We start from the raw sequence: 24714 nt of genomic DNA on the forward strand, positions 1-24714 counted from the left end.
AATGATACGCAATCGGCGCGATTGCGCAATCTTGACAGCGCAAATGGACTGTGCGTTGACAAGCGCTTCAACGGGCCGGCAGCAGCGGGCTGGCGGGCGCGGGAGCCGGCGGCCTCTGCGGCGTGACGGACTTGCCAAAGGCATTGCCCATGCGGTGTTCGAGGGCGGCGCGGTTGTACAGCCCCAGCTGGTTCGACGGACGCTGCATGATCGCTTCGGCGCCGGACAGGGCGGGCGGCGGCCGGTTCATGGTGTTGCTATTCGGCAATAATTTTTCATTCAAGCAAGATATCGATGGCGCGCGCTGGCCGTTCGCTTCCACTTCCACGCAGCCCTTTGGCGGCGCGGCGGCCGTCACGACGACGGTGTGCTCGTCCGCCTGCGCGGGCAGGGCGGCGCAGATCAACAGCAACAGTGATAACAGGCGTGCCATGGCGGCTCCCGGAGCGGTAAATAAGCGTCCAGCATAGCAAGGTCATGTGTCGCGGCGATGACACAGAGCGGGATGCGGGCTGGCGCCATGTCATGCAGTTGTCATTTTATGAAGCTACCATCCTGCCATTCTGCAGACAACATTGCAGTCAAGACACTTCATGAGCAGGATTTTTCGTTGATTCCCCTGGAAAATGACACTAAGCCACCGCCGCGCCGCAAGGGGCAATGCCCTGTCCGCCTGCTTGCTGATGACATTGATGACATTGATGACATTCGCGCGGCCCGCTGCCGGTGCGGATGGCGCTGATGCCAGCGCGCACTCTACCCTGCGCTTCGACTTGCCCGCCCAGCCGCTCGACGCGGCCCTGGTGGCGTTTGGCGAAGTGACCGGGTATTCCGTGCTCGTCAGCAGCCAGCTGGCGGCCGGCAGAGTGGCAGCGCCCGTGCGCGGCGACTACACGCCGGCCGAAGCGCTGCAGCGCCTGCTGGCCGGCACGCAGCTGGGCGCGCGCTTCAGCGGCAGCAATGCGTTTACCTTGCTGGCGCTGGCCGACGCCCCGGCAGCGCCGGCGCCCTTGCCGGCCCAGGCCGCTCCTGCCGCGCCACCGCTGCAGGGCTATGCGGTCATCCTGCAGCGTTCGCTCACGCGCGCCCTGTGCCGTTTGCATCCGGACGCTTTCGGCCGCTACCGCCTGGCCTTCCAGTTGTGGCTCGACGAGCGGGGCAAGGTGCGCGCCGTCCACGTGCTCGAAGCGAGCGGCGTGGAACAGCGCGACCGCGCCGTGTTGCAGCGCCTACGCAGCCTGCTGATGGATGGCGCGCCGCCGGCGGGCTTGCCGCAGCCGCTGACGATCCTGCTGACGCCGCGGCCCGACCCAGGGGCCGATTGCGCGCCCTACCTGCCGGCCGGAGCGACTTGAGCATGTCGGACTTGCTGAAAGCCACCTTGCGCAAGCTGTTCCTGGAACGCTATGGACAGTTTCGCCGCCACCTGCAGCGCCGCCTGGGCTCGGAAGACCTGGCCAACGACGCGCTGCATGAAACATATTTAAGAGTGGAAAAGATGACCGCGCCCGAAGCGATCAGCTATCCGTCCGCGTATCTGATGCGCATCGCCATCAACATTGCGGAAGATCAACGCCGCGACAATGCGCGCCTGCTCAGCCTTCCCGATATCGACGACTTGTACGAGATGGCCGACGAGCTGGCCGACCCGGCCCGCACCTTCAGCGCGCGCGCCGAACTGGAAGAACTGGAACGGGCCTTGCAGGAGTTGCCGAAACGCCGGCGCGCCATCGTCATCGCCGCCCGCGTCGATCAGTTGCCGCACCGCGACATCGCCGAGCGCTTCGGCATTTCCGCCCGCACGGTGGAGAAGGAATTGCGCGCCGGCCTCGAACATTGCTGCGAGCGCATGGGACGCGATTTCATCCAGCGCTTCGGTCCCGGCGCGGGAAAAACGTCTAAACATCATGATTGAACAAGCGGAAGACGACATGGGTGTCATCCAGAAGGAAGCGCAGGCATGGGTCGTGCGCCTGGCCTCGGGCCAGGTCAGCGAACGCGATGCGCAAGTGTTTCGCCACTGGTGCGCGCGCAGCCGCAGGCATGCGACGGCGTTTGCCGAGGCGCGCGCCGTGTGGGGCGCCATGGCGCCGGCCGCGCGCGCCGTCAAGCGGGCACAGGCGCCGGTGAATACGGCGCGGCGCGCCTGGCTGGGCGCCGGCGTGGCGGCCTCGCTGGGCTTGCTGGCGCTGCGCCCGCCGACGGACCTGTGGCCGGCCGTCGCGGGTCTTGCCGCCGACTACGCCACGGGCACGGGCGAGCAGCGCGAAGTGGCGCTCGATGGCGGTGTGCTGGTGCAGATGAATACGCAGACGCGCCTCGACGCGGCGTCCGTGCAGGACGGCGCCGCATCGCTGGTGCTGCTGGCGGGCGAGGCGGAATTCCAGGCCGGCCTGCGCGGTGCGGCGCGGGTGCGCGTGCAGGCGGGCGACGGCAGTGTGTCGGCCGGCAGCGCGCGCTTTAATATCCGCCTGTTCGGCCAGGAAGTGTGCGTGACGTGCCTGGCGGGCCGCTTGCGCGTGGCGCAGGCCGGCAACGATGCGGAGCTGGCGGCGGGCCAGCAGCTGCGCTACCGGCCCGAGCATTTCGGCATTGCCCGCGCGGTGGCCAAGAGCGACGTCAGCGCGTGGCGCCACCGGCTGCTGGTTTTTAAACAAAGCACCCTGGCCGAGGTGGTGGACGAGGTGAACCGCTACCGTCCCGGCAAGCTGATCCTCAATGGCGACGCCTTGAAACAGACGCGCGTGCAAGCGAGCTTTTCGCTCGACCGCCTCGATGACGTGATCGCCCTGATCCAGGATGCGTATGGCGCGCGCGTGACGCGGCTGCCGGGCGGCATCGTGCTGTTCGGCTAGCGATGTTCGTACGGGCCGCATCGCTTTGGCGGGCCGTCCCAATTATGACATTTTGATGACCTTTTGCAGTCCCGGACCTTGTTCCCTGTCAATGCTGCTGGAAGCCGCGAATCAGTGCCTGCCGCCCGCCCCGTGCGTGGTGCGCGCCGCCTCGCGATATCGGTCAGCAACGGAACATGAAAAGGGAATGTCGCCATGCAGCGAAGCAAGTCGGTCACGAAACACGCATCCTCCTCCGCCATGGCGGGCAACCGGCCCGGTCTCCCGGTGCGTCTGAAACCGCTGGCGCTGGCCATCGCCATGCTGCTGCAGGCGGGCGGCGCGCAGGCGCAGCAGCCGTTCAGCGGCGCCTGGTTCGCGGGCAAGGGCGCGCAGCAGGGCACGGCCGCCACCACGGGGCGCTTGCCGAATGGCCAGCCGGCTACCTCGCTGAACAATTCCCTGCTGCAGCAGCAAAAGGCCGAAGGCAAGCTGCAGCAATCGCTGAATAACCTGTTGCTGGCCGCGCGCGGCATCGCCGCCGAGCAGGCGGTGCAGGCGGCCGCGCGCCAGGCGGCGCTGGCGGCGGGCGGCGCGCCCGATGGCCTGGTCAAGGGCGGCTTGCAGGTCGACACGAACAGCCTGACGGCCGGCTGGCTCAATGCCCAGGGCCCCGTGCAGACCCAGGCCGACGGCAAGACCGTCGTGAAGGTCGTGCAGACGGACGACAAGGCGATACTGAACTGGGAAAGTTTTAACGTCGGCAAGAACACCAGCTTGCAATTCGACCAGAAATCGAACTGGTCCGTATTAAACCGCGTCAATGATCCGCTGGCGCGCCCCAGCCAGATCCAGGGCCAGATCAAGGCCGACGGCACGGTGATGATCGTCAACCGCAACGGCATCGTGTTTACGGGCAGCAGCCAGGTCGATACGCGCAACCTGGCGGCGGCCGCCATGGGCATGAGCGACAGCCAGTTCAAGAGCGGCCTGTACGGCAAGGCGCAGGGCACGGGCGCCGTGCCGACCTTCGCGAATGACTTGCTGCTGGGCCAGAATACCTCCACGCATGGCAAGGCCGAGGCGGACGTCGTCGTCGCCGCCGGCGCGCGCATCGACACGCGCAAGCCGCAGACGGTGACGGAAGGCGGCGGCTACGTGCTGCTGGCCGGCCGCAGCGTCGACAACGCGGGTGCCATCACCACGCCGAATGGCCAGACCACCCTGGCCGCCGGCGACGCCATCATCGTGCGCCCGGGCCAGGGCACGGACAAGAACCAGTACTCGAGCACGCGCGGCAATGAAGTCGAGATGCTGCGCGTGGCGGACAGCAAGGCGGGCAGCGTCGTCAACAACGGGCTGATCCAGGCGGCCGGCGGCGACATCACGCTGAGCGGCAACACGCTGCGCCAGGATGGCGTGCTGCTGTCGAGCACCAGCGTCAACGGACGCGGCAGCATCCACCTGGCGGCGGCGGGCGAGAATGCCGGCATCACCCTGGCGCGCGGCAGCGTCAGCGCCATTGTCATCGACGACAACGGCGCCACGGCGCTCGACGTGCAGCGCGATACCTTGCTGAAGGACACGGGCAAGGGCACGGACACGCCGCAGGACCGGCGCGACCAGTCGCTGGTGCGCATCGTCTCCGCTGGCAATGTCGAGTTCGAAGGCGACTCGCTGACCCTGGCCACAGGCGGCCAGGTGCTGGTCGACGCGGCCCGCCGCAGCCACGTGGCGCGCGACGCCGCCATCGACGTCTCGGGCGCCGTCGGCGTGAAGGTCGACATGAGCAGCAACAATGTGCTGATCAACGTGCAAGGCAACGAACAGCGTGACGCACCGGGCAGCCGCGACGCGAAATACCTGAACAACAGCGACGTGTGGGTTGACCGCCGCGACCTGGTGCTGGTGCCGGCCGGCACGAATGGCTACGCCACGGACCGCTGGTACACGGCCGGCGGCTTGCTGGAAGTGAGCGGCTACCTGAACACCAGCGGCCACGGCATCGGCGAATGGGCGGCCCAAGGCGGCACCGTCGGCTTTGGCGGCGGCGAAGTGGTGACGCAGGCCGGTTCGCGCATCAACATCGCCGGCGGCTCGCTCGACGTGCAGACGGGCATGGTCAAGCAGACGTGGCTGAAGGGCGCCGATGGCGCGATGTACAAGCTGAGCACGGCGCCCGGCGACAACCTGTACACGGGCCTGTACCGCGGCTATGAAAGCACGCATGCGCGCTGGGGCGCGAACACGACGGAGACGTACGCGAATGCCCTGATCGGCCCGCGCGAACGTCTGGAAAACGGCTATACGGTGGGCCGCGACGCGGGCCGCCTGATCGTGTCCACGGGCGCCGCCGTGCTCGAAGGCGATATCGACACCTCCGTCTTCCAGGGCGAGCGCCAGCAGCGCAAGCGCGATGACGGCATGGACAGCTACAAGCAGGCGCAGACGGCGGCGGCGCGTGCCGGTCAATTAATCATCGGCAAAATGACGCCCGTCTTCGATCCGAAGGCGGGCCAGCTGCGCGACAGCCCGCAAGCCGTGCTGGAAAAGGTCGAGATCGGCAAGGTGGCGGGCATCGCCGATGGCCAGCTGCTGAGCGAAGCCTTGCCGGCCGCGCGCAGCAAGACCTTGCAACTCGATGCGGACTGGCTCAACGGGCTGGAATTGGGTGCCCTGAATATCTACGCCTACGACAAGCTCGACGTCAATGCCGACGTGCGCGTGGCCGATGGCGGCGATGTCGCCCTGCACGCCACCGACGTGGCCATCAAGGCGAATGTCAGCGCGCGCGGCGGCAGCATCGCCGCCGGCAACATCGTTTCGCGCTACCTGGCGGGGGCGGGCGACGTATGGGCTGAAGGCAAGCTGGTGCCGGACAACCGTCCCACGGGAACGGCCGGCGTGCGCGTGGCGCCCGGCGTGCGCCTCGATGCGCGCGGCCTGTGGAGCAACCTGGAACTCGATCCGGGCGCCGTCGCCGGTTTGCCGTATGTGAATGGCGGCAAGGTTACCCTGAAGAGCTCCGGCGGCATCGACCTGACGGGCGGCAGCGTCATCGACGTCTCGTCCGGCGCCGCCCTGATGGGCAATGGCAGCCTGCAGGGCGGGCGGGGCGGCGACATCACCCTGGCCGTCGACCTGCCGACCGAGAAAGCGCCGACGGGCGCCATGCTCAAGCTCGACGGCGAGTTGCGCGGCCATGGCGTGAAGGGCGGCGGGCGCCTGGTGATCGACAGCGGCGCGGCCGTCAGCATCGGCGGCAAGCTGCAGGGCGACGACGTGCTGGCGGCGGGGACCGGCGCTGCGCCAGGCCTGCGCCTGGCCGATGAATTCCTGATCGCCCAGGGCGAGAAGATCCCCTTCGATTTTGCGCTCAGCACCAGCCTGATCAAGCCGGGCCAGGTTTTGAGCAAACCCGTGACGGCGGACGTGTCGGCGCAGAAACCGCTGGTGCTGGGAGCCGACCTGCTGGTGCCGCCAGGCGCCTATGTCGTCACCGCCGGCGGCACGTCTGTTTACCAGGGTTCCATCGTTCGCGCCGGCAGCGTGCTGACAGCCGTCAACAACCTGCCTGCCGGTTTCGTGGTCTCGGCGGCGGTCTTTCCGAACGGCTTGCCGATCCCGCCGGTGACGACGCAGTATGCGGCCGGCAGCATCGCCGCCGACGACCTGCGCGCGCCGCGCGGCATGCTGCTGCCGGCCGGCACGGTGCTGGGGCGCGACGTGACCGTCAAGCCGCTGCTGGCGCTGGACGCCAGCCTGTTCCAGAGCGGCTTTGCCGACTATGCCGTCACGGGCCGCGATGGCGTGGTGGTGGTCAAGGACGCGCACATCGACGTCACCATGCCCGTGCTGCGCTTTAATCCCGCCACCGGCCACACGGTGGCAGGCGGCACCGACCCGGGCGCCGCGCTGGAACTGTGGACGCCGCCGCTGTACCAGGAGGATGCGCGCAAGGCCCGCTTGACGCAGCGTACCGGCGCCGACCTGTCGCTGACGGCCGGCAGCTCCTACGTGAAGGGCGCCCTGGCGGTGCAGGAAGGCGCCGCCATCAAGGTCGATCCGGGCCGCCAGATCAGCCTGACGGGCAATGACCAGATCACCATCGACGGCCGCCTCGACGCCTGGGGCGGCAAGATCGCCGTCCTGCCGGGCACGTTTGGCACGGGCAATGAGGTGGATGTGCCGAACGGCAAGGGACAAGCCACCTCGATCTGGCTCGGCGACAAGGCCGTGCTCGACGTGGCCGGCCGCGCCACGGTCGCCACCGACATGCGCGGCGGGCGCTATGGCCGTGCCGACCAGGGCGGCAGCATCGAAATCGGCGCCCGCTACAAGGCCGATGCGGCCAGCGTCGACGCGGCCGATGCCTTTGTCGTCGTGCGTCCGGGCGCGCTACTCGACGCCAGCGGCGCGCACGCCACGCTGGACTTGCCGCAGCAGGGCACCGTCAACGTGGCCGGCAACGGCGGTTTGATCTCGCTCAGTTCGTATAACGGCATCTTCGCCGACGGCACCCTGCGCGCGGCGGCCGGCGGCGCCGGGGCGGCCGGCGGCACCCTGGCGCTGGCGCTGGACACGCCCAATTATGGCAAGGTCAACCGCTACAACTTGCAAGGCGACAACGTGGACAACGCGGTGCGCGTGCCGCGCGAAATGCAGCTGGCGCAGGTGCAGGGCGAGAGCGCCTTGCCCGACGACTTGCGCGCCGGCCAGCAGGATGCGGCGCTGCGCTACGGCAGCGCGCGCCTGGGCGCCGACCGCGTGCAGGCGGGCGGTTTCGACAACCTGGCCCTGCACGTGAACGGCATGCTCAGCTTTGACGGCGACGTCAATCTGTCGCTGGGCCAGAGCCTGCGCCTGAGCGCCAGTTCGCTGGGGCTGGCGCAGCAGCCTTTGCCCGATGGCGAGGACAAGGCGGGCAGCCTCGCCAGCCAGGTGCGCCTGGCGGCGCCGTACGTGCGCCTGGGGACGGCCGTGCGTGCGCAGAAGGACGACTACATCGTGCCCAATGCCGTGAAAGGCTCGAAGAACCTGGGCAAGGGACGCGGCATGCTGGGCGTGCCGCTGGTGGCCGAGGATTCCCTGCTGCAGATCGATGCGGGCATGCTCGATATCGCGGGCGAGGTCAACATGGGCACGCGCGGCACCATCGCGCAGAGCAGCGGCGCCGACCTGGTGGTCGAACGCGACGCCTTCGAGCAGCTTACCCTGAGCAGCCGCGGCGACATGCGCCTGTCGAACAGCGCCGCCCTGTACCAGCCCGGCAATGCCACCCTGGTGGCCGCGCAGATCTACCCGGCCACGGGCGACAGCGGCATGGTCACGGTGGGGCAGCAGAGCGGCATCGACGAGTATGGCAATATCCGCGTCACGCTCGATCCGCTGCGCACGCTCAATATCGGACGCAGCGGCGGCGGCGCCACGCCGAACCAGCCGTTCTCCGTGTTCGGCACCCTGAGCCTGGTTGCGCCCACCATCAACCAGCATGGCGTGCTGCGCGCGCCGCTGGGCCAGATCAACCTGGGCGCCGAAGGCTTTGAAGCCAATACGGGCCGCGTCAACCTGTTGCCTGGCAGCCTGACCTCGGTCAGCGCGAAAGGCTTGACGATGCCCTACGGCGGCACGCTCGATGGCTTGAGCTACCTGTATGACGGCAACGATGTCGTGTTCAAGGGCGTGGGCAACGGCCCGGAGATCGCCTTGACGGGCGCCGCCATCGACGTGCAACAAGGCGCCGTGCTCGACATGTCGGGCGGCGGCACCTTGACGGGCGCGGCCTTCCTGGCCGGACGCGGCGGTTCCACCGATGCGCGCCTCAATCCGCTGGTACAGATGAAGCCGAACGGCGGTTTCACCTTGCCCGGCCTGAACACCAACCCCGTGTACGCCATCCTTCCCGGCGTGCAGCCGGACGTGGCGCCTTTGACGGCCGAGCAAGGCGCGGGCAAGCCCGCCGTGGGACGTCAGATCACTATCGGCGCGGGCGTGCCCGGCCTGGCAGCCGGCACCTACACCCTGCTGCCGTCGAATTTCGCCCTGCTGCCTGGTGCGTTCCGCGTGGAATTGAATGGCCTGGCCGGCGCCGTCGAGGCGGGCGGCACGGTGGCCATGCGCAATGGCTCGTATGCGACGGCGGCGCAGACGGGCGTGGCCGGCACGGCGATCCGCGACGTGGTGGCGCGCCAGGCCATCCTCACGCCGGCCGACGTGCTGCGCACCTATTCCCAATACAACGAGACGGGCTATGCCGCCTTCGCCGTGGCGCAGGCCACGCGCGACGGCGTGCCGCGCGCCGCGCTGGAGCGCGATGCCAAGGGCGTGCGCGTGCAGCTGATCGCCCCGTCCGTGCACAGCGTCAAGGACAACCATACGCCGTTGATGATGGATGGCAGCGCCCTGTATGCGCCGGCCGAGGGCGGCTTCGGCGGCTCCCTGCTGCTGGGCACGGGCAACCATGCGTCGACGCGCTACGAGGTGCTGGCCGACGGCACGGCGCCGCTGGCCGATTTCAATGGTGTCTCCGTGCATGCATCGCAGATCAATGCCTTCGGCGCCCAGCGCGTGGGCATCGGCGGCTTGCCGCGCGTGACCTACAGCGACTTTGGCACGGGCAGCAACCAGCGCGCCAATATTGCCGCCATCAAGGAATCGGCGGGCGGCATCGTGCTGCGCGACGGCGCCGTGCTGAAGGCGGCCGAAGTGTTTCTGGTGACGGCGAGAAAAGACGACGGCATCATCCTGGAGCAAGGCTCCGGCATCAATACGCTGGGCCGCGGCAAGGCCGCCTGGGATTCGCGCGACGGCTATGTGTACGAGCCGATGGGCAGCGTGCTGGCCGTCTCGAACGGCTGGCTGGACATGCTGCCGGCCGCGCCGCCGTCGTCCGAATCGTATGGCCCCGGCATCATCGATATCGGCGCGTGTGCGAAGGCGGGCGGCGCCTGCGGCGGCAGCACCTCGCTGTATTCCGAGGGCACCATCGCCGCCGTGACGGAGCGCGCATTTACCCTGCGCGACAACGTGCGCTACGGCACGCGCAACCTGGTGCTGGCGATGGGGGCCATCAATGTCGGCAGCGAGGCGTCGCTGGCCGACGCCAGCGCGCGCGGCGCCCTGCCGGACGGCCTGGCGCTGAACCAGGGCGTGCTCGACCGCCTGCTGCGCGGCGACACCAGCACGGGCGCACCGGCGCTGGAAAACCTGGGTTTGACGGCGCGCAATTCCTTCAACTTCTATGATTCGTCGCAGCTGTCGACCATCGATGCGGCCACGGGCAAGTCGTCGCTGTCGCGCCTGGTGCTCAACACGCCGGCCATCTACGGCTATGGCGGCACGGACGCGCTGGCGCGCATCTATACGGACACCCTCGTGTGGCAGGGCGCGACGAATGCGCCTGGCGCCGTCGTCGCCAATGGCCCCGGCACGGGCAGCGGCCGCCTGCAGGTCGACGCCAGGCGCATCGAGTTCGGCTTCACGCCGGACAGCCGTCCCGACACTATCCACAAGCTGGACCGTCTGGTGCTGGGCTTTGGCCAGGTGGCGCTCAATGCCAGCGAACAGCTGACGGCCAACAACAAGGGCAGCCTGTCCGTCTACCAGTCGCAGAGCGCGTGGGATACGGCCACCAATGGCTACCGCTACAGCGGCGGCGATTTGCTGATCAACACGCCGCTGTTGACGGGCGCGGCCGGCTCCGTCAACCGCATCACGGCGGGCGGCGCCGTCAAGGTGAGCGCACCGGCCGGTGCCGCCGCCGCCACGCCGACGAATGCGGCGCTGGCCGGTGCCCTGGGCGCCGAAGTGGCCCTCAGCGGTAACAGCGTCAGCGTGGATACGGCGGTGATCTTGCCGAGCGGAAAATTGACCCTGTCGGCCGAGCGCGATGTATTGCTGGGTGACAAGGCCAAGCTGGACCTGGCGGGCCGCAAGATCGATTTCTACGACACCAGCAAGTACAGCTGGGGCGGCGACGTGATCCTCGACAGCCGCGAGGGCGACGTGCGTCAGGCGGCCGCTTCCGTGATCGACGTGTCGGCCGTGAACAACCGCGCCGGCAAGCTCAGCGTGATCGCTGCGGGCGAGGCGGCCGGCACGGCCGACTTGCGCGGCAGCCTGCTGGGCGGCGCCAGCGGCAGCTATGACGCGGGCGGCACTCAGGTGGCCTACGCGGCGGGCGGCCTGGAACTGCGCGCCCAGCATGTCGGCGACTTCGTCGGCCTGAACCAGCGCCTGAACACGGGCAAGGTATTCGGCAGCCGCAGCTTCCAGCTCAAACAGGGCAATCTGGCCATCGGCGACGAGCTCAAGGCGCGCGAAGTGAGCGTCTCCGTCGATGGCGGCAGCCTGACGGTGAATGGCCGCATCGACGCCAGCGGCGAACAGGTGGGCAGCATCCGCCTGGCCGGCCGCGATGGCGTCACCATCCAATCCGGCGCCGTGCTCGATGCGCACGGCACGGTGCTGCGCACGGACAGCTACGGCCAGGTGATCGAGGCGCCGAACCGCGCCGTGATCGAACTGGCGTCGCCTGGCGGCCGCCTGACCCTGGAAAACGGCGCGCGTTTCGACCTGCGCAGCGGAGACAAGGGCGGCAACTACGGCAGCATCGACCTGAACGCGCGCCGCCTGGGCGGCGCCACGGGCGGCGACATCGACATCGACGCGGCTGGCGCGCTGAACATCGCCGGCGCGCGCACGATCAACGTCAATGCCTTCTGGCAATACAAGGATGCGCCAGCGGGCACGGGCAAGGATGCGGACGGCCGCAGCTACCAGAGCATCAACCAGGCTTACCTGAACGAGAAGCACGGGGACAGCCAGGCCTTCATGGCCAATGCGCTGGCGAACGGCAACTTGATGAACAACAAGCTGCGCGGCTTGCGCGGCGATGCCAACGCTTTCCATTTGCGCCCCGGCGTCGAGATCGTCAGCGCCACGCCGGGCGGCGACCTGCATATCGATGGCGACATCGACCTGTCCGGCCACCGCTATGACGGCGTCAATCCGCTGGCGCGCCTGAGCGGCGTGTACGGCTCGGGCGAGGCCGGTGCGCTGGTGCTGCGCGCCGGCGGCAAGCTCAGCGTCTTTGGCAGCATCACCGATGGTTTCGATACCAGCGTCCTGCCCGTCACGATCGATGACAAGGGCTGGCAACTGGTGAAAGGCCGGCTGCCGTGGGGCGGCGAGGTCGTCGTGCCACAAGCGGGCCTGGTGACCCTGGCCGAAAACACCTATTTCAAATCGGGCACGAGCGTCAATTTCGCCGTGCCGATGAAAGCCATGGAGTTGCGCAGCGGTACCTTGCTGGCGGCGCGCGCCACCTTGACGGCGGAGCTGAACTTGCCTGCAGGCAGCGTGCTGGGCGGCGCCGTGCGCAATGCCGACGGCAGCGTGCTGTACGCGGCCGGCACCGTCTTGCCGAAGGCGCTGACCTTATCGAGCGGCATGCAGCTCGATGCCGGCCTGCGCCTGCCTGGCGCGGCCCAGGTGGCGGCCATGGTGTGGCCGGCGAACGTGGCCCTGCCTTTCCCGGAAGGCCGGCCGTGGGACGTGGCCGATGGCACGAATGCCGTCAATGGCGTGGTGCTGGCCTCGGCGCTGGCGCTGGACAAGGGCAGCGTGCTGCCCGCCGGCACCGTGGTCAGGCTGCCGGGCGACGTCACCATGGTGTCGCTGCGCAGCGCGGATGGCAGCGGAAGCCAGGGCCGCAACCTGGCGCTGGCGCCCATGCTGGCCCAGGGTTCGCAAGCGTGGTCGCTGCGCCTGGTGGGCGGCGCCGATACGGCGGCGGCCGACACGCGCGCGTTGAAACCGCATGCGCAGGACGCCCATCTGATGCTGGCCGATACGCATTACGGCCTGGACGCGGTGACTTCCATCGTGCCGGGCACGGGTTCGCCGGCCAAATATATCTTCAGCGAAGCGGCTCTCCTCGAAGGATATCCCGAAGGCGAGGTTGACATCAGCTGGTTTGGCGACGAGGCAAACATGCTGGAAAACTATGGCTATCTGGTGGTCAAGGTGGCCGACGGCACGCCGCCTGAGAAGGTGACCAGCGTGGAGCCGGCGCGCCAGCCCCTGTTCAGCGTGCTGCGCACGGGCACGGGCGACCTCGATTTGCTCGCCGCGGGCGACTTCGACATGCGTTCGCTGTATGGCGTCTACACGGCGGGCACGCAGTCGGCCTCGCCGCTGGTCAATGGCAAGGATCTGTTCAACCTGCCGCGCGGCCTGAACGCCAAGGGCCACCTGCTCGGTGCGCTGGGCACGGACTTTACGCCGTTTGTCGATGGCGGCAGCCAGAGCCTGTACCGCGCCTGGTATCCCGAGCATGGCGGTAACCTGCTGCTGCGCGCCCAGGGCGACGTCAAGGGCGATACGCTGGGCAGCTCCACGCAACGCCGCGAGGATGCCATCGGCTGGCTGCGCGCGCAGCAGGACACCAGCGACATCGGCACCTGGCTGTGGCGCCAGGGCAGCGGCAGCACGGGGGGCGGCGTGCCGACGGCATGGTGGATCAATTTCGGCACCTATGTCGCGCGTCCCGAAGGCGTCGACCTGTTCTCGGGCTTGCCGGGGCTGTCGGGCTTTACGGGCATCGGCACCCTGGGCGGCGGCAATCTGCTGCTGCAGGCGGGCGGCGACGCCGGCATGCTGGCCTCGCGCGCCGATCCGGGCGGCGAGTTCGCGCCGCGCAGCCAGGGCCTGAACGTGGCCGTGGGCAGCACGGGCAGGGTGACGCCGGACGGCAAGCTGCTGCTGACGGGCGGCGGCGACCTCGATATCCGCATCGGCGGCGGGCTGAACCCAGTGGCCGAGGTGCGCAGTTTCGACAGCAATAGCGACCGGCCGAATCCGAATACGCGTTTCGAACGCCAGATCCCTGGCCTGAACAGCACGCTCACTAACCTGCGCGGCGCGCTGCGCCTGGAGGCGGGCGCCGTGGGCGGCATCGAATTGCGCTTCGACCGCGCCGATCCGACGGAATCGCGTCCGTACGAAACCTACACGGCGGGCACGGCGATCGCCAGCGGCGGGCCGATTCTGGTGCCGGGCGACAGCGGCGTGCGCATCGATGCGCGCGGCGACGTGGTGCTGGGCGGCGTGGCCGATGCGGGCCGCGTGAAGCAACTGGGCTATGGCTCGCCGTTCAGCTACCAGGGCGTGGAGCGCACCGGCGAAGGCTGGAGCTGGTTCTCGCTGTGGACGCCGGCCACGGCCATCGACCTGTTCAGCGCGGGCGGCAACCTGACGCCCACCTCGTCCTGGATCAATGCGACGCCCGGCGACAACCACGCGCCGACGGACGGGCGCTTCGTCATGCCGTCCGTGCTGCGCGCCGTGGCCGCCAGCGGCAGCTTGTACTACGGCAATGCCAGCCTGGGCAGGCTGGGTGGTGATGGCGGCAAGGTGGACATGCCGCAAAACGGCGTGATCCTGGCGCCGTCGCCGGTGGCGCCGCAATTTGTCAGGACGGGCACGGGCCAGCTGGAAATGCTGGCCGCCGACTCCATCCATGCGGCCGGTTATCCGATCACGCCATCGGGCGCCGACCCGCGCATGCTGCCGAATCCGTTCAATCCGGGCTTCGTCGGCGCACTGGACAAGGTCTGGTTCGGCCTGCTGCCGCTGCATAACGTCAGCGCCGATGCGCTGGCGCCGGGGGCATTGAAATGGTTTGGTACGACGTCGAATGGCGCCAGCGATGCCAATCAGCAAGTGTATCCGCTGTTCAGCATGACCCCGCCGACGGTCTCCGACTATGTGCCGGCAGGCCAGTTGCCTGCGCACTTCTATGCCAACAACGGCGACATCGTCGGCCTGCGCACGGGCGGTATCGTGTACCGGGGCAACCTGAAGGGCGTCAGCGGCGCCCTGGGCCTGTGGTACGAGGGCGGCGGCGCCGTGGCCGTGCGCGCAGGACGCGACATCGTCAACTCCGGCACGCCGCTGGGAACGGTCGAGAGCGTGCCGGACGGCGCGGCGGGATGGACCGGCCAGCCCTTTGCCAACAGTCCCGAGCTGCCGGAAAAGCCGGTCGTCTTCGGCAGCTCGTCGGCGCGCGGCAATCTGTTCGTGCACCGTCATGCCGATGACGTTTCCGTCGTCAGCGCCGGGCGCGATATCCGCTACAGCACCTTCTATGTGGCGGGGCCGGGCCAGCTCAATGTGAGCGCCGGGCGCGACCTGTACATGGCCGACAAGGCGGAATTGCGCAGCCTCGGCTCCATCGTCAATGTCGGCCAGGACAAGCGCGGCGATGGCGCCGGTATCAGCGTGGCCGCCGGCGTGGGCCGCAACGGTCCCGACTATGCGGCCTTCGCGGCGCGCTACCTGGACCCGGCCAAGCTGGCCGATCCAAGCAAGCCGCTGGCCGACCAGGCCGGCAGCGCCGTGTACGTCTACGGCGGCAAGCTGACCCTGGCCGACTGGCTGCGCGGCCAGTTCGCCTACAGCGGCGACGAGGCGGGCGCTGCCGCCTTCCTCGGCACGAAGCAGGCCGAGCTGGAGAAAGCCGGCCAGCAAACGGGCGGCGTGCGGCGCGACTTGGCGCGCGAATACGCGCAGGTCAGCCAGCTGCACCTGGTGAACTGGCTGACGACGCGTTTTGGCGGCGACAGCGGCCTGGGCATCCGCTACGACCCGGCCACCGATGCGCGCAGCTTCTTTGCCGCCTTGCCGAAGGAACAGCAGCAGGTGTACCTGAGCAATGTCTACTTTGCCGAGCTGAAGGCGGCCGGACGCGAGTACAACGATGCGGACGGCGCGCGCCGCGGCAGCTATCTGCGCGGCCGCGAAGCCATCGCTACCCTCTTCCCGGCGCAGGACAAGGCGGGCAAGAAGATCGAGTACAAGGGCGATCTGACGATGTTCAGCAGCGCGCTGTACACCGTCAGCGGATACGGCGGCGTGTTCACCAAGCGTCCCGTCGCGGGCGTGCGCTACCTGAGCCCGCAGGAATGGGCCGAGGCGGGCCGTCCCGACTACAACGTGCCTTACGTGACCGTCAATGATGCCGGCATCCACACGGATTTCGGCGGCGACATCGGCATCACGGTGCCGGGCGGCCGCGCGCTGATCGGCGTCGACGGCGGCTATGCGCCGGGCGAAGGCTCGGGCGTGCTGACGCAGGGACAGGGCGACATCCAGATGTATGCGAAAGACAGCATCCTGCTGGGCCAGAGCCGCATCTTTACTACCTTCGGCGGCAACATCCTGGCCTGGTCGGCCACGGGCGACATCAACGCGGGCCGCGGCACCAAGTCCACCGTCGTCTACACGCCGCAGCGCCGCGCGTACGACAGCATCGGCCTCGTCAGCCTGTCGCCGAGCACGCCGACGACGGGCGCCGGCATCGCCACGCTGAATCCGATCCCGGAGGTGCCGCCCGGCGACATCGACCTGATCGCCCCGCTGGGCAGCATCGATGCGGGCGAGGCGGGCATCCGCGTCTCGGGCAACGTCAATCTGGCCGCCCTGCAGGTGGTGAATGCGGAAAACATCCAGGTGCAGGGCAAGTCCACGGGCGTGCCAACCGTCGCATCGGTGAACGTGGGAGCACTGAGCAATGCCAGCGCGGCCGCGACACAGGCCGTGACGGCGGCGCAGGACGTGCTGCAGCGCGAACGGGCCGCCACGCGCCAGGCGCAGCCATCGTTGTTCACCGTGAAAGTGTTGGGTTTTGGCAACGAGCAGGCGGATGAGGGCGGCACCGGCAAGCAGCAGGGCGGCGAGCCGCACGCGTCCAGCTACCAGCCGGCCGGCGTGGTGCAGGTGCTGGGCGCGGGACCGTTGACGGCGCCGCAGCTGCAGGCGCTCACGCCGAACGAGCGGCGCGGACTGCAACCGTGAGTTTTATGAACATTTGATGACATTCGGCAGTCGTCGCGCGCGGCGGCTGTCTAGGCATCAGTAGATGAACATCAGCAACAAAAAAACGCCGGCCCAGCGCCGCAATACAGGGCAACCGTTTGATTTTAAGGTGAATGGAAGATGCGTGAAATGACAACCAAGGGCAGGGGCGTGCCGCCAGCGGCGCCTGCAACCGCCTTGACGATGCTGTGCCTGGCCATGCTGGCGCTGCCCGGCATGGCGCGCGCGCAGGATGCGGTGCCGGCGGCGGCCCCCGTGGCCGCGCCGGAACGGCAAGTGACGATCGAGGAATACCTGGTGCGCGGCAATACCGTGCTCGACGCCCGCGCCATCGAAGAGGCGGTCACGCCCTTCCTGGGGCCGGGCCGCACTTTGAAGGACGTGGAAGGGGCGCGTGACGCCCTCGTTGCTGCATATCAAGCCCGGGGCTACCAGTCCGTCTACGTGGACTTGCCGGAGCAGCAGGTGGAGCAGGGCGTGGTGGTGCTGCAGGTGAGCGAAACGAAGGTGGGACGCTTGCGCGTGGTCGGCGCGCAATACAACTCGCCGCTCGACGTGCGCCAGCAAGTGCCGGCCCTGACGGAAGGCACGGTGCCCGACTTTACGCAGGCGCAAGTGGAACTGACGGCCCTGAACCGCGGTCCCAAGCGCCAGGTGATGCCGCTGGTCAAGCAGGGCAGCCTGCCCGGCACCATGGACGTGGACCTGAAAGTGGACGACAGCAGCCCGTGGCGCGCCAGCGTGGGCTTGAACAACGATTACAGCGCCGATACGAAGAAATTGCGTACCAGCATGTCGGTCGGCCACGACAATCTGTGGCAGCTCGGGCATAGCGCCACCATCAGCTTTTTCGGCACGCCGGGCGACCTGAACCAGACCAAGGTGTGGTCCGCCTCGTACGTGGCGCCGATCGGCACGCAGGGCTGGAGCGTGGAAGCGACCGGCTACCAGTCGAACAGCAATGTGGCCAGCACGGGCGGTACCAGCGTGCTGGGCAAGGGCCATGCGCTGGGCATGAAAGTCAACTACACGGTGCCCAACAGCGGCATCTGGTGGCACAGTTTTTCTGCCGGCATCGATTTCAAGGATAACCAGGAAGCGCTCAAGCTCAATGGCACGGGCAGCAATATTCCGCTCAAGTACGTGCCCCTGAGCGTGTCGTATAACGGCTTTGCGCAGACGGAGGCGGCAACGTATGGCCTGGGCCTGTCGCTGGTGGCCGGCACGCGCGCCGCGTTCGGCTACGGCAGCGACAGCGCTACCTACGACAACAAGCGCTACAAGGCTACACCCAGCTTCCTCGTCCTGAAGGGCGACGCCAACGCCACCTATACCCTGGGCAGCGGCGCGCAGCTGTACGGCAAGCTGGCGGGCCAGCTGGCCGATGCGGCGCTCGTGTCGGGCGAACAGATGGCCGCCGGCGGCGCCAATTCCGTGCGCGGCTACCTGTCGGCCGAAGCGACGGGCGATTACGGCGTGTCCGGCACGGTCGAATGGCGCACGCCCCAGCTGACGTATTTCAGCCGCCTGGAAAACTGGCGCCTGTTCGCCTTTGCCGATGGCGCGCGCCTGCGCCTGCGCGATCCGATGATCGAGCAGAAAGACCTGTTCGGCCTGGCCTCCGTGGGCGTGGGCAGCAGCTTCCAGTTCCTGCGCTACCTGAATGGCCGCATCGATTTTTCGTATCCGCTGCGCGATGGCCCGCGCACGCACAAACACGTGCGCCGCATCAATTTCAACCTGTCGGCCAGCTACTGACGGGCCAGCTCAACAGCACTGCACTTTTTTAGACTTTTCTTCGGAGAATCACTGTCATGCAACGTTTTCTTTTTCTGCTCACGATCCTGGGCACGCTCGTTCCCGGCCTGGCGCATGCCTGGTGGCAGCCCGACTGGGCTTACCGCAAACCCGTCACCGTCGACGCCGGCCCGAAGGCGGGCGCCGTGGGCGGCGATCCCGGCCGCATCCCCGTGCTGCTGCGCTTGCATTCGGGTAACTTCAACTTCGAAGGCGTCAGCGACAACGGCGCCGACCTGCGCTTCGTGGCGGGCGACGATAAAACGGTGCTGAACCACCAGATCGAGCAATTCAATCCGCTGCTGGGCATCGCCCTGATCTGGGTCGACGTGCCGGCCCTGACGGCCGGTACGCCGCAGCAGCTGTGGATGTACTACGGCAATCCGAAGGCGCCCGCCTCCGGCAACGGCCAGCGTACGTTTGACCCCGACTACAGCCTCGTGTACCACTTCAGCGAACCGGGCGTGCCCTCGCGCGACAGCACCGCCTACGGCAACCATGCCCAGACGGCCGTGCCGGCGCTCGACGGTTCCGTCATCGGCGCCGGCGCCCGCCTGGGCACCACGCCATTGATGCTGCCCGCCTCGCCATCGCTGGCGCTGGCCGCCGGCGCGCCGTTCACCTTTTCCGCCTGGGTGCGTCCGGACAGCCTGGGTGCCCAGCAAGTGCTGTATGCGCGCCGCGACGGCGCCAATGAATTGCTGATCGGCGTGGACCAGGGCGTGCCTTTCGTGCAGGTCAACGGTCAGCGCAGCAAGCCGGGCCAGCCTATCCAGGCCGCGCAATGGTCGCACCTGGCCGTCAAGGCCGACAAGAACAATGTGGCCCTGTACGTGGGCGGCCGTCCGGCCGTCTCGCTGGCCACCGCCCTGCCGGCATTCAGCACGGCCGCCTCGGTGGGCGCCGATGCGCCGCCGGTCGCCGCCGGCGCCGCCGCCCTGGCCAACTTCACGGGCGCCATCGACGAGCTGCGCCTGTCGCGCACGGCCCGTCCCGACGCCCTGCTGCTGGCCGACGCCGTCTCGCAAGGCTCCGAATCGCGCCTGGCCGTGTTTGGCGCCGATGAACAGCAGGCCGGCAAAAGCCATTTCGGCTTCATCATCGCCGCCATGCCGCTCGACGCGTGGATCGTCGTCGGCGTGCTGGGCCTGATGATGGTCTTGTCGTGGATCATTATGATCGGCAAGGGCCGCAGCTATGGCGCCATCTCGCGCGCCAATGCCCAGTTCATGCAGTCGTTCCACGAAGCGGCCGGCGCGCCGCTCGATCACCTGGCACGCAACGGCAAGCTGAGCGCTTCCGTGAAAACGGATTCCTCGCTGTGGCGTCTGTATGACGTGGCCATCGACGAGATGCGCCGCCGCCACGACCGCGGCTACGACTTGAACGCCGTCTCGAACGCGACCATCGGCGCCATCCGCGCCGCCATGGATGGCGTGATGGTGCGCGAAAGCGAGCGCATGTCCAAGCGCATGATCTGGCTCTCGACCACCATCGAAGGCGCGCCGTACGTCGGCCTGTTCGGCACCGTGATCGGCATCATGCTGGTGTTCGTCGTGGCGGCCATGGCCGGCGCCGTGGACATCAACTCGGTGGCCCCGGGCATGGCGGCAGCGCTGCTGTGTACGGCTGCCGGCCTGGGCGTGGCGATTCCCGCGCTGTTCGGCTACAACTGGCTGTCCTCGCGTTCGGACGCCATCGTTGCCGATATGGCCGTCTTCGTCGATGAATTCGCCACGCGTCTGGCGGAAGAGCAGGGCGACGGACGCCAGATGCGTCCCGCGCTGCATCAGGCGTGAGGGGCGCATAACCATGGCCACCTCCGCCAAGTTTACCCCCCGCAAGCGTAGCGGCGGCATCAACATCACGCCCTTCGTCGACGTGCTGCTGGTGGTGCTGGTGATCTTCATTTTGACTAGCAACGCCAGCATCCCCGGCATCAAGGTCGACCTGCCCAAGGCCAGCTCGGCCATGGCGCTGGAAAAGCCGAAGACCAAGGCCATCACCATCGACAACGCGGGCCAGGTCTTCCTCGACGCCTATCCCGTCACCTTGCCCGAGCTGGAAGAGCGGCTGCGCACGGAAAAGGCGCTGACGCCCGACTTCCCCGTGATCGTGCGCGGCGACGCCGCCGTGCAATACGCGAAAGTGGTCGAAGTGCTGGACCTGCTGCGCCGTATCGACCTGAACCAGGTGGGCCTGGTGACCGGCAAGCCGGCATGAGGAGCGCAAGGTGAAGCGTGACGACATGATGAAGATGGCCGGCTCGGAATCGTCGGGCGCGGCGCAGTGGTGGCGCCGCTGGGGCGGCGTGGCCGGCGGCGCGCTGCTGGCCGCTGCGCTGGCCGTGCTGGTCTGGTATTTGCTGTCGGACACGGCGGCCACCAAGCGCGAAGTGGCGGCGCCGCCGATGCTGATGCTGCCACCGCCGCCACCGCCGCCGCCGGAACCGGAAAAATTGCCGGAACCGACACCGGACAAGGTGGTGCCGGAAGTGTCCGAGCCGGAACCGACGCCTGCCGACAAGCCCATGGATGACGCGCCGGAAAGCCCGTCGCCGGACAAGGGCGACCCCGTCACCATCGACGGCGCGGCGCAGGCCGGCAGCGACGCGTTCGGCATTCAGGCCGGGCGCGGCGGCGGCATGACGGGCGGCGGCGGTGGCGGCGGCCTCGGCGCGGGATCGTATGGCCGCTATGTGGCCAACGCGCTGCAGCTGGCGTTCGCCCGTGACCCGCGCACGCGCCAGCTGGCGTTCAGCGATATCCGCGTCGACCTGTGGCTCGATACGGAAGGCAGGACGACGAAAGTGCAGCTGGTGCAAGGCACGGGCAATGCGCAGACGGATGAGCAGGTGCTGGCCATGGTGCGCGACTTCCGCGCCGATGAGCGGCCGCCGGCGTCCCTGCGTTTCCCGGCCCGGGTATCGATCAAGGGCCGCCGACCGTGAACACCCGACCAAACCTGCTGCGCGTTGTGATTTGCGGCCTGCGATGCTCACTGTGCATGCGCACAGCTGCGCTTCTCAGCCACAACTCACTGCCGCTCGCGACGGTTTTGTCAGGCGTTCTTTACGACATTCATTTTAATTTTTCCCGAAAGAAGCAATGAATTCCTTATTTTCTCCCCCACAGCGTGCGCGCCGTCTTCCACTGGCGCTGGCAGCCCTGGCCCTGAGCGTGGCGGCGGGCGCAGTACAAGCGCAGGCACCGGCCGACAGCACCATGGTCAAGCTGATCCGCGGCCTGATCCAGAGCGGCGCCCTGAACAAGGATGCCGGCGAAGCCTTGCTGGCGCAGGCGCAGAGCGAAGCGCTGGCCGCGGCGCAAGCCCGTCCGGCCGCTGCGCCGGCCGCCCTGGCGCAAGTGCAGCCGGGCGACGTGCGCGTGCCGTATATTTCGCAAACCGTGCGCGAGCAGATCCGCGACGAGATCAAGGGCCAGGTCATGGCCGAAGCAAAAGCGGGCGGCTGGGCGGCGCCGAATGAAACGCCGGCCTGGACCAAGCGCATCCGCGTGGAAGGCGACGTGCGCGCGCGCTACGAATCGCGCTATTACGACATGGCCAACAGCAATATCGAGATCGACTGGCGCTCGCTCAACAGCGGCAGCGGCTACGACGTCAATTCGAACACCAACCTGGCCCTGCCGGCGTTGCTCAACACGCGCGAAGACCGCAAGCACTTGCTGCGCGCCCGTGCCCGCCTCGGCATCCTGGCCGACATTTCCGACACCACGCAAGCGGGCATCCGCCTGGCCAGCGGCAATGACGACAGCCCGGTGTCCACCACGCAAACCCTTGGTGGCGGCCTGGGCAAGAAGAACATCTGGCTGGACCAGGCCTGGCTGTCCTACCAGCCCGCTTCCTGGCTGAAACTGACGGCGGGCCGCTTCGACAATCCATTCGTGTCCGGCGACGAACTGTTTTCCAGTGAACTCAATTTCGACGGCATCGCCGCCAAGCTGCAGCAGCCGGTCGGCGAGAGCAAGGACGTCACCGTGTTCGGCACCCTGGGCCTGATTCCGCTCGAGTATTCGTCCGACAATGCGCCTAGCCGCAGCCAGGCAAAAATGTCGAGCGAAAACAAATGGCTGCTCGGTGCGCAAGTGGGCGCGTCGTGGAAGATCAATAGCGACCATCAATTGCGTGGCGCCTTGGCCTACTACAACTTCCGCAACATCAGCGGCGAGTATTCGCAGCCGTGCGCCTTGTACGCAGGCGCCGATGGCTGCAGCACGGACTGGTCGCGTCCATCGAGCATGCAAAAGGGCAATAGCTTGATGTTGCTGCGCAATATCGCCCTGAATCCGCTCGATCCGGCCAACACGCCGCAGCCGCAATTCGTGGGCCTGGCGTCGAAATTCCGCCTGGCCAACCTGAATGCGCGCTGGGATAGCAAGGTCGCGGGCGGCACGGACTTGCGCATCGAAGGCGACTATGTGCGCAACATGGCCTACGACAAGAATGAAATGTGGGCGCGCGCCAAGGGCGGCATCATGAATAACTTCGGCGGCACGGGCGGCGTCTCGCAAGCCGATTTCAAGAGCGGCGGCAATGCCTACATGCTGCAGGCGACCCTGGGCAAGGCCAGCCCGGCGGCGCGCGGCGACTGGAACGTGCTGCTTGGTTACAAGCGCATCGAACCGGACGCCTTGCCTGACGCCTACAACGATTCCACCTTCCATCTGGGCGGCACGAATGCGCGCGGCTACTACCTCGGTGGCGCGTATGCGCTCGACAAGAATACCTGGCTGAACGGCCGCTGGACGTCGAGCCGCGAAGTGTTCGGTTCGGCACTGTCGATCGACACCCTGCAAATCGAATTGAACGCGCGTTTTTAAGGAGCCATGATGTTGATATCCAACAAAATGCGCCTGCCTTTATTGCTGTTGAGCTTGCTGGCCGCCGGCACCGCCCAAGCGCAAAAAGGGCAAAGCATGGAAGAGCGTTTGCGTGCCGAGTTGCGCAATGTCACGGCGCAGCTGCAGCAGACGCGCGGCGAACTGGAAGCGCTGAAAGCCAAGGGCGCGCCGGCCGCCAAGGCGACGCTCGCCGCCGCCGCGGCGCCTGCCAGCGATGGCTTGAAAAAGGAGCTGGCGCGCAGCCAGTCGCAGCTGGCGCAGGAACGCGCGCAGCGGGAGAAACTGGCCGCCGAGCAGCAGCGCAGCGCCGCCGCCGCACAGGAGGCAACCGCGAATTTGGCGCAGTACCGCCAGGCCGGCGAACGGCTGGCCGTCACGGGCAAGCAGATCGAAGCGGAGCGGGCGCGCCTGGACGGCGAAGTGGCGGTGCAGCGCAGTGCACTGGCGCGCTGCGAAAGCAAGAATGCCCAGCTGTATGCGGCAGGGAAAGAGATCCTGCAAGCGTATGAAAGCCTGGACGTGCTGGACGTCATGAAAGCGCGCCAGCCGTTCGCCGCGCAAAGCCGGGTGAAACTCGAACAAATCGCGCAGCAGTACGGCGACCAGCTGTACCAGGGCCGCTTTGATGCGCGTCAAACCGAAGCGGCATCAACGCCGGCCGCGCCCGCGCCGGCACCCCAATAATTTTTACTTTTTGAAATGAATGGAATGACGATGGAAAACACGAATAGCTTGCTGACCACCCTGAACGCTGAACAAACGGCCGAGGCCATCAAGGCGGCCGGCTGCGCCGTCACCAGCATCGAACACGACGGCGTCGTGCGCCTGCACAGTGCCAGCCATGGCATCGGCTTTCAGGTGCTGTGGGGTAACGAAGCAGCGCCTGGCCAGTACGCGGACCTGACCCTGAGCTGCCCGCTGCGCGTGCAGGGCGGCGACTTGCCGGCCGGTTTGCTGGCCGAATGGCACCGCAGCAAGCGTTTCGCCCGCGTGGCCCAGCATGGCGATTTCGTCGTGCTGGAGATGGATGTGCTGGTCGCCGGCGGCGTCAGCAAGGAGTACCTGAATATCAATCTGCAACTGTGGACGCAGATGATGGGCCAGTTCTTCTTGTTTTTGCGCAACTTTACGCCGGCCGATACGAGCACGGCACCGGTAGTCGAGGCCGCAAGCGTGGCCGAAGAAGAAACTGTGCCGGCCTGATAATCCCTCCACAGGCGGCGAAAAAAGGCCCATGACGGGCCTTTTTTGCCGTCAGCGGACCCCAAGTGTCGTATTAAATACTTATTTTTTAGGCATCGCGCATTAAAACTGCTCAAAGAGCGTGTGTGAATCAAGCCAGC

At 67.5% G+C, this 24714-nt stretch carries 12 protein-coding genes; 11 read left to right on the plus strand and 1 reads right to left on the minus strand.

The window, feature by feature from the left end; genetic code table 11:
• Positions 1–67: 67 nt before the first annotated feature.
• Complete coding sequence (locus CSQ95_RS23345) at positions 68–433, minus strand: hypothetical protein (protein ID WP_070221740.1); 366 nt, start codon at positions 431–433, stop codon at positions 68–70.
• A 259-nt stretch (positions 434–692) separates the two neighbouring features.
• Between CSQ95_RS23345 and CSQ95_RS23350 the strand changes: the two genes are divergently transcribed.
• The 11 genes from CSQ95_RS23350 (at position 693) to CSQ95_RS23400 (ending at position 24574) form a co-directional block, all read left to right on the plus strand.
• On the plus strand, positions 693–1355 hold the full coding sequence (locus CSQ95_RS23350) for a secretin and TonB N-terminal domain-containing protein (protein ID WP_180279143.1): 663 nt from the start codon (positions 693–695) through the stop codon (positions 1353–1355).
• 2 nt (positions 1356–1357) lie between these two features.
• Positions 1358–1915 carry an RNA polymerase sigma factor gene (locus CSQ95_RS23355; protein ID WP_070221741.1) on the plus strand — a complete coding sequence of 186 codons (558 nt, stop codon included), beginning with the start codon at positions 1358–1360 and terminating at the stop codon, positions 1913–1915.
• Positions 1908–2855, plus strand: a complete 948-nt coding sequence (locus CSQ95_RS23360) for a FecR domain-containing protein (protein ID WP_099411250.1) — start codon at positions 1908–1910, stop codon at positions 2853–2855. The genes CSQ95_RS23355 and CSQ95_RS23360 overlap by 8 nt, the downstream gene beginning before the upstream one ends.
• Before the next feature lie 195 nt (positions 2856–3050).
• On the plus strand, positions 3051–16691 hold the full coding sequence (locus CSQ95_RS23365; protein WP_099411251.1) for a filamentous haemagglutinin family protein: 13641 nt from the start codon (positions 3051–3053) through the stop codon (positions 16689–16691).
• A gap of 141 nt (positions 16692–16832) precedes the next feature.
• Complete coding sequence (locus CSQ95_RS23370; RefSeq protein WP_180279144.1) at positions 16833–18470, plus strand: ShlB/FhaC/HecB family hemolysin secretion/activation protein; 1638 nt, start codon at positions 16833–16835, stop codon at positions 18468–18470.
• 56 nt (positions 18471–18526) lie between these two features.
• On the plus strand, positions 18527–20308 hold the full coding sequence (locus tag CSQ95_RS23375) for a DUF2341 domain-containing protein (RefSeq protein WP_099411252.1): 1782 nt from the start codon (positions 18527–18529) through the stop codon (positions 20306–20308).
• Between the two features lie 13 nt (positions 20309–20321).
• Positions 20322–20732 (plus strand): biopolymer transporter ExbD, encoded by a 411-nt coding sequence (locus tag CSQ95_RS23380; RefSeq protein WP_034753784.1) that lies wholly within the window; start codon positions 20322–20324, stop codon positions 20730–20732.
• 10 nt (positions 20733–20742) lie between these two features.
• On the plus strand, positions 20743–21459 hold the full coding sequence (locus CSQ95_RS23385; protein WP_257218192.1) for an energy transducer TonB: 717 nt from the start codon (positions 20743–20745) through the stop codon (positions 21457–21459).
• A gap of 157 nt (positions 21460–21616) precedes the next feature.
• The gene (locus tag CSQ95_RS23390) at positions 21617–23350 is read left to right on the plus strand and encodes a putative porin (RefSeq protein ID WP_099411253.1); all 1734 of its coding nucleotides are present in this window, start codon (positions 21617–21619) and stop codon (positions 23348–23350) included.
• Between the two features lie 6 nt (positions 23351–23356).
• Positions 23357–24055, plus strand: a complete 699-nt coding sequence (locus CSQ95_RS23395) for a hypothetical protein (protein WP_099411254.1) — start codon at positions 23357–23359, stop codon at positions 24053–24055.
• 30 nt (positions 24056–24085) lie between these two features.
• Positions 24086–24574, plus strand: coding sequence for a YbjN domain-containing protein (locus tag CSQ95_RS23400; protein WP_230506489.1), 489 nt, complete (start codon positions 24086–24088; stop codon positions 24572–24574).
• The last annotated feature ends 140 nt before the right edge of the window (positions 24575–24714 follow it).

The organism is Janthinobacterium sp. BJB304, assembly GCF_002735765.1.
GTDB lineage: Bacteria > Pseudomonadota > Gammaproteobacteria > Burkholderiales > Burkholderiaceae_D > Janthinobacterium.